The organism is Streptomyces sp. NPDC037301, assembly GCF_055602785.1.
Genome location: NZ_JBVJWD010000004.1, coordinates 189,390 through 205,247 on the forward strand (window position 1 = coordinate 189,390; position 15,858 = coordinate 205,247).

A 15,858-nucleotide genomic window follows, 5' to 3' on the forward strand; every position below is an offset into this window, starting at 1 on the left:
CCCGGACGGCCCGCACGGGGCGGCCTCACCCTGTGAACGCCTCGCACACCGCCTCGTACTCACGCGTCCACCAGACCGCCAGGGCCGACACCGCAGGGAACTGCGGGTCGGCCCTTCGGTCGTGCAGGCAGTACCGCCAGCGCAGTATCCAGAAGTCGTTGAGCCGCTCCCACCACACCCGGTGCACCGCCGCGGCCAGTTCTGCCGCCCCCGCCCCGGCCGCCCGCCGGTAGGCCCCCGCGTACGCCCGTACCTTCTCCAGCTCCAGCTTCCCGGCCGGCTGCACGAAGAAGATCGCCGCGGCCCGTACCGCCTCCTCCGCGCGGGGCTGGACCCCCAGCCGGTCCCAGTCGAGGATCGCGACCGGCTCCGTGCCCCGGTAGAGGACGTTCAGCGGGTGGAAGTCGCCGTGCACCCAGCCGGTGGCCGGGATGTCGGGGGTGGGCGGCCTGCGGTCGGCGTGCTGCTCCAGCAGGGTGCGCCGCTCCAGGAGGCGGTGCTCGGCCAGCTCGTCGAAGGAGTCCCGGGGGCGGCGCCCGCGCGCGGCCGCCAGCAGGTCGTCGATCAGCACGAAGGTGTCGGCGGGGTCGGGGCTCCGATAGCCGCCGGACCGCCCTGCGAGTCCCGTGCCCGCCTCCATGACCTGTTCGAGCCCGGTGTGCACGGCCCCGAGCAGCGCTCCGAGCCGCTGCGACTGGGCGGCGGTGAGCTGGGCGCCGGCCCGGTGCAGTCCGTCGACCCAGGGGTGCAGGGCGTAGCACCGGCCGCCGATCTCCGCGACCGTGTCGCCCTCGGTGTCCTCCACAGGCGGCGCGACGGGCACGCCGAGTGACTGCAGCCGCTGGGTGGCGCGGTGCTGGCGGACGATCGTGGCGCGGTCGCCGGTGGAGTCGTCGAGGTGATGCTTGAGGAAGTAGGAGCCGCGGGTGGTGGAGACGCGGTAGCCGTGATTGAGCAGGCCCTGGGTGACGGGCTTGCAGGTGAGGGGCTCACCGGCATCCGGGTAGCGGCGCAGCACCTCGTCCACCGGGGGAACGGGCGGGCGGGGCACGGCCGAACGGGGCATGGACGAGCACAGCACCTCGCCGGCCGGCGGAGCAGACGGAAGGGTTACAGATGAGCGCGGCACTCGCCAGATGTTAGATCACGCTGCGTTGCGGATCAGTTGACTTGCGTGGAAGCCCAGGGTGTGCACGGAGACGAAGTGCGGGTCGACCCCGAGGTAGGCAGGGGCGAAGGGCTCCCCGTTCACCTGGTCGGGCGCGGCGCCGAAGCGCTCCCGCTGTTCGGGGGTCGGGTGCACGATCTCGGCGGGGCCGGTGAACTGCACGGACCACAGCTCGCCGTCGTCCCCCGAGGGCGCGGCGTTGAAGTTGTCCGCTCCGTACGCCACGACCGTGCCGTCGCAGGCCTCGTGGTAGCCGAGGCCGCTGTGCATCCGCAGGACGACGTGGCCGTCGACCACGATGTGGCGGGCCACCGCCAGTATCGGGAGGGCCCGCATGCTCGTCGCCAGCCGGCCGTACTGGACGCGGCCGAGCAGTTCGATCGCGTGGAGTTCCTCAGAGGGCATGCTCTCCACTCTCCGCCACGGGGGAGGCCGTAAAAAGAGGCCGCGGCCCCAGGTGGTCCGGGACCAAAGTCCCGAAAGATCACCGAGGACCGCAGCCGCTCCGTGCAGGTCCCGGCCCTGTCACCGCGGCGCTCAGCCCTTCTCCGCCTGCAGCCTGGCCACGTACGCGGCGGCCTGCGAGCGCCGTTCCATGCCCAGTTTGGAGAGCAGACTGGAGACATAATTCTTGATCGTCTTCTCGGCGAGGTGCAGCCGCTCGCCGATCGCCCGGTTCGTCAGCCCCTCGCCGATCAGATCGAGGATCTTGCGCTCCTGATCGGTGAGACCGGCGAGCTTGTCGTCACCCCGGCTCTTCTTGCCGTCGCGCAGCCGCTCCAGCACCCGGGCGGTCGTCACCGGGTCCAGCAGCGACTTCCCGGCCGCCACGTCCCGTACCGCGTTCAGCAGTTCGTTGCCGCGGATCGCCTTCAGTACATATCCCGACGCGCCCGCCATGATCGCGTCGAAGAGCGCCTCGTCATCGGCGTACGAGGTCAGCATCAGGCATTTGATGTTCTCGTCCTGGGAACGGATCTCCCGGCAGACCTCCACCCCGCTCCCGTCCGGCAACCGCACATCGAGCACCGCCACATCGGGCCGGGTCGCGGGGATACGGACCAGTGCGTCCGCCGCCGTGCCGGCCTCGCCGACGACCTCGATGTCGTCCTCGACCGAGAGCAATTCATGGACTCCGCGCCGGACGACTTCGTGGTCGTCCAGCAGAAAAACAGTGATTTTTCCTTCTTCGCGCACAAAACGCAGTCTCACACACTCGCCTCTTCCCTGCCGCCGAACGGCGGGATAACGTGCCGTTGTTCCGGCGGCCTGCAAGGCTGTTCCCAGTGCTGTGACCAGCGAGAGTTCCCGACTTTTTCGATTTACTTGGAAATCCAAGCAAAATCGCAGGTCAGATAGGGTTTCGCAGTTATGCGGCGTACTGGGTAACGTGCTTTTGGCAGGGCGCTCGCCGGGGCACCTGTCACGCCTGTTCCCGGACCGAGCGGCACCCACCCCGTGCACGGGTACGGACACAGGCGAGCCGCACTGGCTTCCCGGCAGACCCCGGGGGCCGGACCGACGGAGGAGCACGCACGTGACCGTGGAGAGCACTGCCGCGCGCAAACCGCGACGCAGCAGCAAGCGGACCAGCGCCGTGAAAACACCCGCTAAGACGCCCGCCAAGACGCCACAGAGTTCCGAGCCCGAGCTCGTACAGCTGCTGACGCCCGAGGGCGAGCGGGTGGAGCATCCGGACTACCAGATCGACCTGACCGCCGAAGAGCTGCGCGGTCTGTACCGGGACATGGTCCTGACCCGCCGCTTCGACGCCGAGGCCACCGCCCTGCAGCGCCAGGGCGAGTTGGGCCTGTGGGCCTCGCTGCTCGGCCAGGAGGCCGCCCAGATCGGCTCCGGCCGGGCCCTGCGCGACGACGACTACGTCTTCCCGACCTACCGCGAGCACGGCGTCGCCTGGTGCCGGGGCGTCGACCCGACCAATCTGCTCGGGATGTTCCGCGGTGTGAACCACGGCGGCTGGGACCCGAACACCAACAACTTCCACCTGTACACGATCGTCATCGGCTCGCAGACCCTGCACGCCACCGGCTACGCCATGGGCGTCGCCAAGGACGGCGCGGACTCGGCCGTGATCGCGTACTTCGGTGACGGCGCCTCGAGCCAGGGCGACGTCGCCGAGTCCTTCACCTTCTCCGCGGTCTACAACGCCCCGGTCGTCTTCTTCTGTCAGAACAACCAGTGGGCGATCTCCGAGCCGACCGAGAAGCAGACCCGCGTCCCGCTCTACCAGCGCGCGCAGGGCTTCGGCTTCCCCGGCGTCCGGGTCGACGGCAACGACGTACTCGCCTGCCTGGCCGTCACCAAATCGGCGCTGGAGCGGGCCCGCCGGGGGGAGGGGCCCACGCTCGTGGAGGCGTTCACCTACCGCATGGGCGCGCACACCACCTCCGACGACCCGACGAAGTACCGGGCGGACGAGGAGCGGGCCTCCTGGGAGGCCAAGGACCCGATCCTGCGGCTGCGCGCCTACCTGGAGAAGGAGGGCGCCGCCGACGAGGCGTTCTTCACCGCGCTGGACGAGGAGAGCGAGGCCCTCGGCAAGCGGGTGCGTGAAGCGGTACGGGCGATGCCCGACCCGGACCCGATGGCGATCTTCGACCACGTCTACGCCGACGGGAACCCGCTCGTCGACGAGGAGCGCGCCCAGTTCGCCGCCTACCAGGCATCGTTCGCAGACACCGCCGAGGAGAGCAAGTAGCCATGGCCATGGAAAAGATGTCCATTGCGAAGGCTCTCAACGAGTCGCTGCGCAAGGCCCTCGATACCGACCCCAAGGTCCTCATCATGGGTGAGGACGTCGGCAAGCTGGGCGGGGTCTTCCGGATCACCGACGGGCTCCAGAAGGACTTCGGCGAGGAGCGGGTGATCGACACCCCGCTCGCCGAGTCCGGCATCGTCGGTACGGCGATCGGCCTGGCCCTGCGCGGCTACCGGCCCATCGTGGAGATCCAGTTCGACGGCTTCGTCTTCCCCGCGTACGACCAGATCGTCACGCAGCTCGCCAAGATGCACGCCCGCGCGCTCGGCAAGATCAAGCTGCCGGTCGTCATCCGGATCCCGTACGGCGGCGGCATCGGCGCGGTCGAGCACCACAGCGAGTCGCCCGAGGCGCTGTTCGCGCACGTCGCGGGCCTGAAGGTGGTCTCGCCCTCGAACGCCGGCGACGCCTACTGGATGATGCAGCAGGCCGTCCAGAGCGACGACCCGGTCATCTTCTTCGAGCCGAAGCGCCGCTACTGGGACAAGGGTGAGGTCGAGACCGACTCCATCCCCGGCCCGCTGCACCGCGCCTCGGTGGCGCGTACGGGCTCCGACCTCACGCTCGTCGCGTACGGCCCGATGGTGAAGGTCTGCCTGGAAGCGGCCGCGGCCGCCCAGGAGGAGGGCAAGTCGATCGAGGTCCTGGACCTGCGCTCGATGTCCCCGATCGACTTCGACACCATCCAGACCTCGGTCGAGAAGACCGGCCGGCTGGTCGTGGTCCACGAGGCGCCGGTGTTCTACGGCTCCGGGGCCGAGATCGCCGCCCGGATCACCGAGCGCTGCTTCTACCACCTGGAAGCACCGGTGCTGAGGGTCGGCGGCTATCACGCCCCGTACCCGCCGGCGCGGCTGGAGGACGAGTACCTGCCGGGTCTCGACCGTGTGCTCGACGCCGTCGACCGCTCGCTGGCGTACTGAGGACTGGGGCGTGACAACGATGAACGACACTTCCAACGCTGCTCGCTTCCGAGAGTTCAAGATGCCCGACGTGGGCGAGGGACTGACCGAGGCCGAGATCCTCAAGTGGTACGTACAGCCCGGCGACACCGTCACCGACGGCCAGGTCGTGTGCGAGGTCGAGACGGCCAAGGCGGCCGTGGAGCTCCCGATTCCGTTCGACGGGGTGGTGCACGAGCTGCGCTTTCCCGAGGGCACGACCGTCGACGTCGGCCAGGTGATCATCGCGGTGGACGTGGCGCCGGGCAGCGGTGACGCGGCCCCGGTTCCCGAGCCGGCCTCGCAGCCGGAACCGGAGCCCGAGGCTCCCAAGGGCCGTCAGCCCGTCCTGGTGGGGTACGGCGTGGCCGAGAGCTCGACCAAGCGGCGTGCCCGCAAGGGCGCCACGACGGCGGTGCCCGCTGCCGCGGCGGCGATCCAGGGCGAGATGAACGGCCACGGCGCCGTGGCCGTTCGGGAGAGCCGGCCGCTCGCCAAGCCGCCGGTGCGCAAGCTGGCCAAGGACCTGGGCATCGACCTGGCGACGGTCGTCCCGACCGGCGAGGGCGGGATCATCACCCGCGAGGACGTGCACGCGGCTGCCGCGCCCGTACCCGCACAGGCTCCGGCGCCCGTCGCCGCCGCTCCGGTGGCGGCCGCACCCGCTCCCGAGGCGCCGGCCGAGGCCGTCGTGGGCGCGCGGGAGACCCGTATCCCGGTCAAGGGCGTACGGAAGGCCATCGCCCAGGCGATGGTCGGCAGCGCCTTCACGGCTCCGCATGTCACCGAGTTCGTCACCGTCGACGTGACGCGCACGATGAAGCTGGTGGCGGAGCTCAAGGAGGACAAGGACATGGCGGGGGTGCGGGTCAACCCGCTCCTGATCATCGCCAAGGCCCTCCTGGTCGCGATCAAGCGGAACCCGGAGGTCAACGCCGCCTGGGACGAGGCGAACCAGGAGATCGTGCGCAAGCACTACGTCAACCTGGGCATCGCCGCGGCCACCCCGCGCGGCCTGATCGTCCCGAACATCAAGGACGCGCACGAGCAGACGCTCCCGCAGTTGGCGGCTTCCCTGGGCGAGCTGGTCTCCACGGCCCGCGAGGGCCGGACCTCCCCCGCCGCGATGGCGGGCGGCACGGTGACCATCACCAACGTCGGTGTCTTCGGCGTCGACACGGGCACGCCGATCCTGAACCCGGGCGAGTCCGCGATCCTCGCGGTCGGTGCGATCAAGCTCCAGCCGTGGGTCCACAAGGGCAAGGTGAAGCCCCGTCAGGTCACCACGCTGGCCCTGTCGTTCGACCACCGCCTGGTCGACGGCGAGCTCGGTTCCAAGGTCCTGGCGGATGTCGCCGCGATCCTGGAGCAGCCGAAGCGGCTGTTCACCTGGGCGTAGGTGTTTGAGCGGTACGCGTGCCTTCGGCGGTACGTGTACGAGGTGGGCCCGCGCGGAGTTCGCGCGGGCCCACCGGCGCGTCCGGCCTTTGCCGTAGGGCGAGTTCGGCGAAGACGGTCTTGCCGACGGTGCGTGGCTCGACGCCCCAGTGGTCCGCGAGCCGCGCGACGATCAGGAGGCCCCGCCCGTAGCACTCGTCGGCCGCGGCCTCGCGCAGTCCGGGCAACCGCTCGCCGCGTGCGTCGCTCACCGCGATACGGAGCGCGGTCGCGGTGAGCGTGAGGTGGACGCGGAAGAGCCGCCCCCGGATGGCGCCGTGCAGTAACGCGTTGGTCGCCAACTCGCTGACCAGCAAGGCCGCGTCGCCGGCCAGGCCCGGATGCCCCCACTCCCGAACGAGCCGCGCGGTGCGGCGCCGGGAGAAGGAGACGCTGCGGGCGGTGGGGGTGTAGTCGAGCCGGTCCTCATGGAGGACGGGCTCGGGGAGTTTGTCCCTGGCTGAGGTCATGGGCGCGTACCTCTCGGTGAGGGGGCGGTGGCGATGCCGCGCCTGCGGGGCGCCGGGCCTGGTTCGGTTCCGGTGCAGGGCAGGGCGGTGCACTTCCGCCGGTTTCGGCTCCGCTGTGCGAGCGGTGGAACACCGACGGTAGCGGTGTGATTGCGTGTGCAGCAATAAGTTCGGGCAGAAATTTCTCTGCCCTAGTTGGTGTTCGAGGAGAATGCGTCCCAGACTTGGGCGACTCGGCGGAGGGATGCGACGTGGCAGGTAACAGCCCTGATCGGGGCCGGACGGTTTCGACTGTGCTCGGGCGCCGTCTCGGCGGTGAGTTGCTGCGCATGCGTGAGGCGCGCTCCCTGCGGCAAGCGCATGCTGCGGAGGCGCTGACGGCGTCGGTCGCCAAGGTTGCGAAGATCGAGCGGGGCCTCGTGCCGATACGGGATCCTGACATCAGGGCCCTGTGCCACCTGTACGGCGAGGCTGACGCCGATTTCGTCGACAGGTTGCTGGCTCTCGCCAAGACCGACCGCGAACGTCGCAAGGCGAGCGGTTGGTGGAATCAGTACCCGGGACTTCAGTCCATGGTCGAGTACGTGGCTCTGGAGGACATCGCCACCAGTCTCCGTACCTGGCAAGTCGCCATCGTGCCCGGACTGCTGCAGACCCCGGACTACGCCAGAGCGCTCGCCGTGGGAAACGGGTCCTGGGACGACCCCGACGAGATCGAACCCTTCGTCGAGTCCAGGATGACGCGGCAGGCGCGGTTGAGTGGCGACCGACCGCTTGAGCTGCGGGCGGTGGTGCACGAAGGTGCCCTGCGTCAGTTGGTGGGCGGACGCGAGGTGATGAGGGACCAGCTCGGCAGGCTGCTGGACGTGGCTCGGCAGCCGAACGTGAAGCTTCAGGTGATGCCGTATATCGCGGGTGCTCACCCCGGCATGACAAGCGCCTTCACCATCGTGTCCTTCGCTGGGCCGGGAGCGCTCGACGTGGTCCACATGGATACGACCTCGACCACTCTCTGGCTGGAGAGCGATACTGATGCCGAGCGTCACGGCAGCCTTTTCGACCGCATCTCGCGACTGGGGCTTGCGCAACACACCTCGGTCAGACTTATCAATGACATCCTCAGGGAGCTGTAAACCGCGTGCTCGGGTACAAGTTCGTCAAGTCCAGCTACAGCGGAGGCAACGCGGGCCAGGAGTGCGTCGAAGTGGCCCGCAACGTCCCCCGTACCGTGGCGGTTCGTGACTCCAAGCGGCCTGACGGCCCGCTTCTCGTCCTCGCTCCCGCCGCGTGGGACAGCTTCACGGCGGGCCTGCGCCGGCAGCCGTAGGAATGGCAACGGGCTGTCGCGGACAAGCTGTCGCTGTCCGACTGGATGCAACTCATCGCGAGCAGCAAGGAGATGAACCAGTGAGCGAGTTCCGCTTCAACAAGGCCAGTTACAGCGAGCCGAACGGCGAGTGTGTCGAGGTTGCCCGCAACATCCCCCGCACCGTCGCCGTCCGCGACTCCAAGCGGCCCGACGGTCCTGTCGTCCTCCTCGGCCCCGCGGCCTGGGACGCCTTCCGGGCCGGGCTGGTCCGCTCGTCGGCCTGACCCGGCCCCGCCCGGCTAGCGCTGTTGCTCCACCGCCCTCCCCGGTACCAGCAGGGCGAGGGTGCTGCGCGCCTCTCGCCGTAGCGTGCGACGGCGGGCGAAGGTCGCGGTAAGGGCGAGGACGGAGACCGTGCCCCCGTAGAACACGGCGGCAATCGTGGACAGGAGCCCGATAGGCATCGGGCACGCACCTTTCTTCCCCCGCTCGGCCCGCCCGGCTCACGGCCCGGGGCGGGCGTTGATGCGTTTCCTCTCCATTGTACGAACGCCGTCAACTCCCTTGAGTTTCCTGGCCAACCTGGCGGGCCTTCGTGGTCACAGCTTCCTGGAACAGAACAGCTGGGCCCGCAGCCGGCAGGCGATGCCGGCGGCGAGCACCAGTCGGCCGTCGCGCTTCCCGGCGATTCCTGGACCAACTCCTCAGCGGACTTCTGCTTGACGACGGACTCGGTCAACTCTGGCGTCTTCTTGGTGATCAGATCGGCCAATGTTCAGAGACTCCCGGTCCTGCACGTGGGGGAGGTGCTTACGGTGAGTGTTCCGTCTGCGTGGGGAAGAGGTTGGTGTCATGGGGGAAAGTCGAATGGGGCTGGTGATGGTCCACGGGATCATGTCCGGGCCGGAGGTGTGGGAGCCGCTACGCAAGTTGATTGCGGCGGACAGGGACCTTGAGTTCGTCGAGTCACTCGCGTTCGAATATGCAACCGGGCTGTTGTCGGTTAATCCGCTGCGGGTCTTCCCGTCGATCGACACGGTTGCCGACAGTCTGAAGGAGTATTTGGCCACGGAAGCCGGTGCATTCGATCAGCTGTTGCTGGTCACTCATAGCCAAGGAGGGCTGGTCGCCCAACGTTACCTGGCTCGCATGCTACAAGATGGCAGAGGCGCTGAGCTGGCGCGGATCCATCGGCTGGTGATGATCGCCTGCCCGAGTAACGGCTCTGAGCTGTTACTTTCTTTGCGTCGGCGTGCCTTGGGCCTGCGTCATCCGCAGGAGAAGGATCTGCGCCCCTTGAATGATCAGGTCAGCTCGACACTGCGCACGGTCCTGCGTGATGTCGTGCATGCCACTGCAGTCACCGATCGGACCTGCCCCATTCCGGTGTCGGTGTACGCGGGTGAGAGCGATGGCGTGGTACCTCGCTCCTCGGCGCAGTCCGTCTTCCCGGACAGTTCCGCTCTACCGGGCGACCACTCCAGTATCCTCAATGCCGATTCGCCCCGGCATCGGACTTTCACCGCTCTCCGCCGCCTCATCCTCGTCACGCATAACGGGTCGCACATGTCCGGCCCTGCGTCGTCGGAACCGCTCTCGTCGCCGCCCGAACCATTGGTTCCCTCGGGAACTGCCGGTGCACCGCTCGGGGGCAGGGGCGAGTCTGTGCCGAGGGCCACCGCCGGGCCCGTGTCCTCACCGGGCCCCGAACCGGCAACGCGGCCCGTCGCGCCCGTTCCGGCCAGGAGAGAACCCGCCGGGAAGCAGCGGCGCGTGGCGATCGCGTTCGGCGCGGTCGCCACCCTGGCGGCTGCTGCCTTGGTCCTGCATTTTGCCCCGATGCCTTGGACTTCGGACGCCAACTCATCTGATGCAGACACCAAACCATCCGCTGTAGGCAGCGATTCGAGCACTCCGAGCCCGGCGGGGAAGGACTCCGGCGCCATCCCGCCCGAGGTGTTTCCGGACACGAACGTGTTCTGGATGGTCCAAATCAACAAAGACCGCAAAGCCGAATACGTGACGGTCGACAAGAGCCAGCACTTCCGGTTCTGGTGGAACGGCGGCGTCAAAGACAATCTCTTGCGTTCCGACGGGGCGGGGGTGAACTCGTACACCCCTGACGCCGGTGCGGACGGCGCTGCCCTGCGCTTTGGCGACATCGACGGTGACAAACGACCCGACTGCATGGTGGTCGATCGGACCGGCGGGGTGACCGCCTACACCTGGGTGGAGGGCGAATCAGGTGCAAGCATGTGCATGAGAAGGTACGACGGCGTCGCCAAGGTTTCCTTGGGAAGTTCCGCTGGCGACATGATGGACATCAAGCAGATCCAGTTCGCCGACCTCGACGGAGACAAGCGCGTCGACTACCTGCGGATTGAACCGGACGGCAGGGTGACCGTCTGGTACAACCAGGGCCCCAGCCTCAAAGATGGCCGAGAGTACCTGGGCTGGTCCCGTCCGCAGGAGTTCAATGTCCCCCTTAAGAGTCCCCATGAAATTAGGTTTGCCGACCTGAACGGGGACGGGCGTGCCGACCAGATCCTCATCACCCCCGGGGGCGGCGCAAGGGCCTGGATCAACGAAGTGGGCGAGAATGCGCCGGTAAAGCTTAAAGACATCTACGAGATCGTGAGTGACACCGGGGTCCCTCCGCGGGAAATCCAGTTCGCCGACGTCGACGGAGACGGAAGGGCCGAATTCCTGCGCATCGACAAGACGGGTGCTGTCCGCGTCTGGCATCCCAAGCTGGGAAGATACTGAGTTGGACCAGGCGCTTCAGCGGCTGACGCTTACCGCCCCTCGGCCGCTCCCGTTCCAGTGCGGTACGCGGCTGTCCCAGAAGCTCGGCCCCAGGGCCATGGCCCTCGTACTGGGTCCACTCGAAACGCCACCGAGTGGGGAGCGGGGAGTGGCTCGTTCTTGTCCGGTTCGTGGCGGTTCTAGAAGGGGGCAGGGTCCTGTGGCGCGTGGGGCACGGGTCTCCTCCGGAGGGCGCGGCAGCGATGCCGGAGCACCGTAGTTCCACGGCTCCCCTCAACACGCCACGAAGGCGCGAACGGTGCCGCTGCGAGTGTGGGGATGAACACCCGGGGCGATTGCCGTTTATTCGTTGGTCAACGTGCTAATGGTCACCGGGAATTGGGCCGCAGAGGCTCGTTGTTAGGGTGGCCCAATGGCATCGGTCAAGAAGTTCCAGGTCACCTTCGACTGCGCAGAACCCGAGCGTGTGGCCCGTTTCTGGTGCGAGGTGTTGGGCTACGTCGCGACGCTGCCTTCTGAGGGGGAGGGTTCATGGGCCGTGTGCGCTGATCCCTCGGGTGAGGGCCCGCGCATGTATTTCCAGCGTGTTCCCGAAGGCAAGGTTGCCAAGAACAGGGTGCATCTCTGCGTGCGGGCCGGCACCGGGCTCGTGGGTGCGGAGCGGCTGGCCACGCTTGAGGCCGAACGTGATCGGCTGGTCGCGCTCGGGGCGGTGTGCGTGAACGTGCTGTACGCCGATGAAGAGAACGAGTCGTGCATCGTGATGCAGGACATCGAGGGCAACGAGTTCTGTCTCGACTGAGCATCCTCCGGTACGGCGAGAGGGGGCCCGCGTGGTGCGGGCCCCCTCCGTGCGTGCGTTGCCGGACCGGGCTACTTCTTGAAGCTGTAGTCCATGATCTTCTTCATGTCCGCAGAACGGTTGGCCGCGCTCGTGGAGGCGAGCACCGTGCCGATGACCGTCTTGCCGTTACGGGTCGCGGCGAAGACCAGGCAGTACTTGGCCGTCGGGCCGGAACCGGTCTTCACACCGATCGCACCGCTGTAGCTGCTGAGCATCGCGTTGGTGTTGGACCACGACATGTAGCGGTAGCCACCGGACTTCGTGGTGACCTTCTGCTTGGTCGACTTGGTCTTCACGACCGTGCGGAACGTGGAGTTCTTCATCGCGCTGCTGGCGATCTTCGTCAGGTCGCGCGGCGTCGAGTAGTTCGAGCCGCTCCCTATGCCGTCGAACGAGTCGAAGTGGGTGTTCTTCAGCCCGAGGGACTTGGCCTGGGCGTTCATCTTGCCGATGAACGACTTCACGCGGGCCGCGCGGGTGGTGCCGGAGCCGAACTTGTCGGCCAGCGCGTACGCGGCGTCGCAGCCGGACGGCAGCATCAGGCCGTACAGCAGCTGACGGACCGTAACCTTGTCACCCACGATCAGGCGGGCCGACGAGGCCCCCTTGGAGACGATGTAGTCGCTGTACGCCTTCTGGATCGTGACCTTGGAATCCAGGTTGAGGTTCTTCTGCGACAGAACGACCTTGGCGGTCATGATCTTGGTGGTGGAACCGGTGGAGCGACGGGTGTCCGCGGCCTTGCTGAACAGGGTCTTCGCGGTGCCGTTGTTCATCACGTAACCGCCCTTGGCGGTGATCGTGGGAGTGGGCGGCGTCGCGGCCTGTGCCGTGGAGGCGAACACGCTGCCCGCGATGACGGCACCCGCGGTGAGGGCCACGGTGGCAGCGGCGGAAACGCGGTTTATGCCCTTAATGCCGATTTTCAACTTGAACGCTCCAAATGCCCCTGGAATGCGGCCACATGAGGGTGCCGCTCGGTGGTGAGACTCATGGGACCGGGGGAAGGATGTGCTGATTCCTGAGGCAATTTCGGAGCTAAGGGTGGTTCAGGGCCATGGGGTGGCGCCCATCCGGAACCCGTCCGGATCCCGGACGGGATTCATCATGTACGCATGTTGTATCTATGCTGTGTACATGCCTGCCGCACCCCCAGCCGTGAAGCCCCCTGCGAAGTCCGCCGCGCAGTCGACCGTGAAGTCTTCCGTCAAGCAGCCCCCCGCCGCCGAGCGCGTCTACGTCCATATCAAGGAGGCGGTCCTGGACCGCCGCTACGAAGGCGGCACGCTCCTCACCGAAGGTGATCTCGCGGAGGCCGTCGGTGTCTCCCGTACGCCCGTGCGTGAAGCGCTGCTGCGGCTGGAGGTCGAGGGGCTGATCAAGCTGTATCCGAAGAAGGGTGCCCTTGTTCTCGCCGTCTCCGCGCAGGAGATCGCGGATGTGGTGGAGACCCGGCTGCTCGTCGAGGAGTTCGCGGCCCGCAAGGCCGTGCCCGCCTCCGCGCAGTTGATCGGACGGCTCGAGGAACTTCTTGAGGAGCAGCGGCAGTTGGCGGAGGCCGGGGACCTTGCCGCCGTGTCCGTGAAGGACCGCTGCTTCCACGCGGAGATCGTGCGCAACGCGGGCAACGACATCCTCTCGCGCCTCTACGACCAGCTGCGCGACCGACAGTTGCGGATGGGCGTCGCCGTGATGGAGGCGCACCCGGGCAGGATCGCCGCCAACATCACCGAGCACGGTGAGCTGCTGGAAGCGATCAGGTCCGGTGACGCGGACGGTGCCGCACAGGTCGTGCGGCGTCATGTCAGCCGGGTCAAGGTGCTGGTCAGGGGTGAGGACCGGTGAGTTCTGCCGCCGCTCCCACCCTGTCCCTGCCCGGAGATCCACCCGGCGGCCGGCGTGCCGCGTGGGTCTGGGGCATCGGCGTCGCCGTCTACTTCGTCGCCATCATCTTCCGCACCAGCCTGGGTGTTGCCGGACTGGACGCCGCCGACCGGTTCCACGTCAGCGCCTCCGCGCTCTCCACGTTCTCCATCCTTCAGCTGCTCGTCTACGCGGGCATGCAGATACCCGTCGGCCTGATGGTCGACCGGCTCGGCACCAAGAAGGTCCTCACCCTCGGGGCCGTTCTGTTCACCCTGGGGCAGCTCGGCTTCGCGCTCTCCCCCTCGTACGGCATGGCGCTGGCGTCCAGGGCGCTGCTCGGCTGCGGCGACGCGATGACCTTCATCAGCGTGCTGCGGCTCGGTGCCCGCTGGTTCCCGGCCCGGCGCGGTCCGCTGATCGGGCAGGTCGCCGCGCTCTTCGGGATGGCGGGCAACCTCGTCTCGACGCTGTTCATCGCGAGGGCCCTGCACGGATTCGGCTGGACCACCACCTTCGTGGGCAGTTCCGCCGCCGGGGTTCTCGTCCTCGTGCTTCTCCTGCTGTTCCTGAAGGATCACCCCGAGGGCCACGAGCCGCCGCCCGCCGAGCACGCGGGCGCCGCCTACGTACGCAAGCAGATCGCCGCTTCCTGGCGGGAGCCCGGCACCCGGCTCGGTATGTGGGTGCACTTCACCACGCAGTTCCCGGCCATGGTGTTCCTGCTGCTGTGGGGGCTGCCGTTCCTGGTGGAGGCGCAGGGGCTGAGCCGGTCCACCGCCGGTGAGCTGCTCACTCTGGTGGTGCTCTCCAACATGGCGTTCGGGCTGGTCTACGGGCAGATCATCGCCCGCCACCACGAGGCCCGCGCCCCGCTGGCCCTCGGGACGGTCACCGTGACAGCCCTGCTCTGGGCGTCGACCATCTTCTACCCGGGCGACCGTGCGCCGATGTGGCTGCTGATCGTCCTGTGTGTGGTGCTCGGCGCGTGCGGTCCCGCTTCGATGATCGGCTTCGACTTCGCACGGCCCGCCAACCCGCCGGAGCGCCAGGGCACCGCGTCGGGCATCGTGAACATGGGCGGATTCATCGCTTCGATGACCACGCTGTTCGCCGTCGGCGTGCTGCTGGACGCGACCGGCGACAACTACCGGATCGCGTTCGCCTCGGTCTTCGTACTGGAGGCGCTCGGCGTCGTGCAGATTCTGCGGCTGCACTCCCGGGCCACGCACCGCGAGCGGGACCACCATGTGATCAGCCGCGTGGAAGCCGTGCACGTACCCGCGTAACGCGCCTGTCGCACCTGATCGGCGGCGCGTCCGTCCTCGCACGACGGGCGCCGCCGACCACGGTGGGGCGGCGCCGTGGCGCTACGGCGTCACGGCGAAGTTCTGCAGGATCGCCTCCGCCAGATCCTGGTCGCCCTCGACCTTGATCCGGTCCATGACCGCACCCGCCCGTACCCGCCCGCAGGCGAGGCGGAAGTACGTCTCCCAGTCCATCGCCAGCGTCACCGCGGGCCCGAGCGACGGCGAACCGTCCACCGAACCGCGGCCCTGCGCATCGACCCTGACCGTGCGCAGGAACTCCATCGGCCCGTGCACATCGAGCACGACCGCCGAATTGGCCGGTGCACCCGCGTCCTTGGCGACCACCTTGGGCAGCGCGGCGAGCAGGGTGTCCCGGACGACAGAAGCGCCGGGGGAGTCCAGATTGCCGGGCTGCCCCAGCGTCGCCCGCAGATCCTGCTCATGCACCCAGACGTCGAAGGCCCGCATCCGCAGTGCCAGTTCGAGGGTCTGCTCGGCGCCGAGCGGCGCCCGGACCATGGTCTCGGGGTCACGTGTCTCGTTGCGCAGCTGCCGTGCGCGGCGAATGATCGTGTACTCCAGCTCGGAGGTCATCTCCGGCGCGGTGTGGTGGCGCCGCACATCGACCTGCATCTCCATGTAGCGAGCGAAGTCGTTCTGCACATGGTAGAGATCGCGCGGCAGCGTGTGGATCGGACGCGGGTCGCCGAGCTGCTCGCACTCCATGCCGATGACGTGCGAGACGATGTCACGCAGCGACCAGGCGGGGCACGGCGTACGGCGGTTCCACTCTCCCTCGGCGAGCGGCTTCACCAGCTCGGCTATCGACTCGATGGAGTGGGTCCAGGCATCGGCGTAGGTCTGGAGGCTGGGATGGACGGTCACGGGACCCCTCGTGCGGTTCTGCGGTGCATGGGCTGGAGTGCTGGGCGCGGGCGGCGGGCTGCGTGGGAGGTTCGATCGCTAAGTTA

General features: G+C 68.0%; 17 protein-coding genes. 10 read left to right on the forward strand and 7 right to left on the reverse strand.

Annotated elements, in window-relative coordinates:
- Window positions 1-25 precede the first annotated feature (25 nt).
- From ACZ7IB_RS09590 to ACZ7IB_RS09600, 3 genes are all read right to left on the reverse strand, one after another.
- A complete protein-coding gene (locus ACZ7IB_RS09590; RefSeq protein WP_470911176.1) occupies window positions 26-1,018 on the reverse strand; it encodes a phosphotransferase in 993 nt (330 codons plus the stop codon).
- 126 nt (window positions 1,019-1,144) lie between these two features.
- The gene (locus tag ACZ7IB_RS09595; protein ID WP_470910793.1) at window positions 1,145-1,573 is read right to left on the reverse strand and encodes a pyridoxamine 5'-phosphate oxidase family protein; all 429 of its coding nucleotides are present in this window, start codon (window positions 1,571-1,573) and stop codon (window positions 1,145-1,147) included.
- 132 nt (window positions 1,574-1,705) lie between these two features.
- Window positions 1,706-2,365: a response regulator gene (locus ACZ7IB_RS09600; RefSeq protein WP_470910795.1), complete on the reverse strand. Its 660-nt coding sequence runs from the start codon at window positions 2,363-2,365 to the stop codon at window positions 1,706-1,708.
- A gap of 340 nt (window positions 2,366-2,705) precedes the next feature.
- Here ACZ7IB_RS09600 and pdhA point away from each other — a divergent pair, with 340 nt between their 5' ends.
- The 3 genes from pdhA to ACZ7IB_RS09615 are packed head-to-tail and all read left to right on the forward strand — an operon-like array spanning window position 2,706 to window position 6,287.
- Window positions 2,706-3,887, forward strand: a complete 1,182-nt coding sequence (pdhA, locus tag ACZ7IB_RS09605; protein ID WP_470910797.1) for a pyruvate dehydrogenase (acetyl-transferring) E1 component subunit alpha — start codon at window positions 2,706-2,708, stop codon at window positions 3,885-3,887.
- Between the two features lie 2 nt (window positions 3,888-3,889).
- Window positions 3,890-4,870, forward strand: a complete 981-nt coding sequence (locus ACZ7IB_RS09610; protein WP_470910799.1) for an alpha-ketoacid dehydrogenase subunit beta — start codon at window positions 3,890-3,892, stop codon at window positions 4,868-4,870.
- A 10-nt stretch (window positions 4,871-4,880) separates the two neighbouring features.
- Window positions 4,881-6,287: a dihydrolipoamide acetyltransferase family protein gene (locus ACZ7IB_RS09615; protein WP_470910801.1), complete on the forward strand. Its 1,407-nt coding sequence runs from the start codon at window positions 4,881-4,883 to the stop codon at window positions 6,285-6,287.
- On the opposite strand, the gene ACZ7IB_RS09620 is transcribed toward ACZ7IB_RS09615, so the two are convergent.
- Window positions 6,274-6,795, reverse strand: a complete 522-nt coding sequence (locus tag ACZ7IB_RS09620; protein WP_470910804.1) for an ATP-binding protein — start codon at window positions 6,793-6,795, stop codon at window positions 6,274-6,276. The genes ACZ7IB_RS09615 and ACZ7IB_RS09620 overlap by 14 nt on opposite strands.
- 251 nt (window positions 6,796-7,046) lie before the next feature.
- Here ACZ7IB_RS09620 and ACZ7IB_RS09625 point away from each other — a divergent pair, with 251 nt between their 5' ends.
- The 3 genes from ACZ7IB_RS09625 (at window position 7,047) to ACZ7IB_RS09635 (ending at window position 8,388) form a co-directional block, all read left to right on the forward strand.
- Complete coding sequence (locus ACZ7IB_RS09625) at window positions 7,047-7,928, forward strand: helix-turn-helix domain-containing protein (RefSeq protein WP_266359916.1); 882 nt, start codon at window positions 7,047-7,049, stop codon at window positions 7,926-7,928.
- A gap of 5 nt (window positions 7,929-7,933) precedes the next feature.
- On the forward strand, window positions 7,934-8,122 hold the full coding sequence (locus tag ACZ7IB_RS09630; protein WP_266359918.1) for a DUF397 domain-containing protein: 189 nt from the start codon (window positions 7,934-7,936) through the stop codon (window positions 8,120-8,122).
- 80 nt (window positions 8,123-8,202) lie between these two features.
- The gene (locus tag ACZ7IB_RS09635) at window positions 8,203-8,388 is read left to right on the forward strand and encodes a DUF397 domain-containing protein (protein ID WP_470910807.1); all 186 of its coding nucleotides are present in this window, start codon (window positions 8,203-8,205) and stop codon (window positions 8,386-8,388) included.
- A 15-nt stretch (window positions 8,389-8,403) separates the two neighbouring features.
- On the opposite strand, the gene ACZ7IB_RS09640 is transcribed toward ACZ7IB_RS09635, so the two are convergent.
- A complete protein-coding gene (locus tag ACZ7IB_RS09640) occupies window positions 8,404-8,568 on the reverse strand; it encodes a hypothetical protein (RefSeq protein WP_470910809.1) in 165 nt (54 codons plus the stop codon).
- A 403-nt stretch (window positions 8,569-8,971) separates the two neighbouring features.
- On the opposite strand from ACZ7IB_RS09640, the gene ACZ7IB_RS09645 reads away from it, so the two are divergent.
- Together ACZ7IB_RS09645 and ACZ7IB_RS09650 are read left to right on the forward strand one after the other, a co-directional pair.
- The gene (locus ACZ7IB_RS09645; protein WP_470910811.1) at window positions 8,972-10,870 is read left to right on the forward strand and encodes an FG-GAP-like repeat-containing protein; all 1,899 of its coding nucleotides are present in this window, start codon (window positions 8,972-8,974) and stop codon (window positions 10,868-10,870) included.
- 412 nt (window positions 10,871-11,282) lie between these two features.
- Window positions 11,283-11,672 carry a VOC family protein gene (locus ACZ7IB_RS09650; protein WP_470910814.1) on the forward strand — a complete coding sequence of 130 codons (390 nt, stop codon included), beginning with the start codon at window positions 11,283-11,285 and terminating at the stop codon, window positions 11,670-11,672.
- 71 nt (window positions 11,673-11,743) lie between these two features.
- On the opposite strand, the gene ACZ7IB_RS09655 is transcribed toward ACZ7IB_RS09650, so the two are convergent.
- Window positions 11,744-12,643: a D-alanyl-D-alanine carboxypeptidase family protein gene (locus ACZ7IB_RS09655; protein WP_470910816.1), complete on the reverse strand. Its 900-nt coding sequence runs from the start codon at window positions 12,641-12,643 to the stop codon at window positions 11,744-11,746.
- Between the two features lie 208 nt (window positions 12,644-12,851).
- Between ACZ7IB_RS09655 and ACZ7IB_RS09660 the strand changes: the two genes are divergently transcribed.
- The gene (locus ACZ7IB_RS09660) at window positions 12,852-13,559 is read left to right on the forward strand and encodes a GntR family transcriptional regulator (protein WP_470910818.1); all 708 of its coding nucleotides are present in this window, start codon (window positions 12,852-12,854) and stop codon (window positions 13,557-13,559) included.
- Window positions 13,556-14,866 carry an MFS transporter gene (locus ACZ7IB_RS09665; RefSeq protein ID WP_470910820.1) on the forward strand — a complete coding sequence of 437 codons (1,311 nt, stop codon included), beginning with the start codon at window positions 13,556-13,558 and terminating at the stop codon, window positions 14,864-14,866. Before ACZ7IB_RS09660 ends, ACZ7IB_RS09665 begins: the two co-directional genes overlap by 4 nt.
- Window positions 14,867-14,947: 81 nt before the next feature.
- On the opposite strand, the gene ACZ7IB_RS09670 is transcribed toward ACZ7IB_RS09665, so the two are convergent.
- A complete protein-coding gene (locus tag ACZ7IB_RS09670) occupies window positions 14,948-15,772 on the reverse strand; it encodes a maleylpyruvate isomerase family mycothiol-dependent enzyme (protein ID WP_470910824.1) in 825 nt (274 codons plus the stop codon).
- Window positions 15,773-15,858: the final 86 nt, after the last annotated feature.

Coding starts and splice junctions, on each gene's coding strand:
- ACZ7IB_RS09595 (WP_470910793.1), bottom strand. CDS start 1,573: ATGCCCTCTGAGGAACTCCACGCGATCGAACTGCTCGGCCGCGTCCAG.
- ACZ7IB_RS09610 (WP_470910799.1), top strand. CDS start 3,890: ATGGCCATGGAAAAGATGTCCATTGCGAAGGCTCTCAACGAGTCGCTG.
- ACZ7IB_RS09620 (WP_470910804.1), bottom strand. CDS start 6,795: ATGACCTCAGCCAGGGACAAACTCCCCGAGCCCGTCCTCCATGAGGAC.
- ACZ7IB_RS09640 (WP_470910809.1), bottom strand. CDS start 8,568: ATGCCTATCGGGCTCCTGTCCACGATTGCCGCCGTGTTCTACGGGGGC.
- ACZ7IB_RS09645 (WP_470910811.1), top strand. CDS start 8,972: ATGGGGCTGGTGATGGTCCACGGGATCATGTCCGGGCCGGAGGTGTGG.
- ACZ7IB_RS09650 (WP_470910814.1), top strand. CDS start 11,283: ATGGCATCGGTCAAGAAGTTCCAGGTCACCTTCGACTGCGCAGAACCC.
- ACZ7IB_RS09660 (WP_470910818.1), top strand. CDS start 12,852: ATGCCTGCCGCACCCCCAGCCGTGAAGCCCCCTGCGAAGTCCGCCGCG.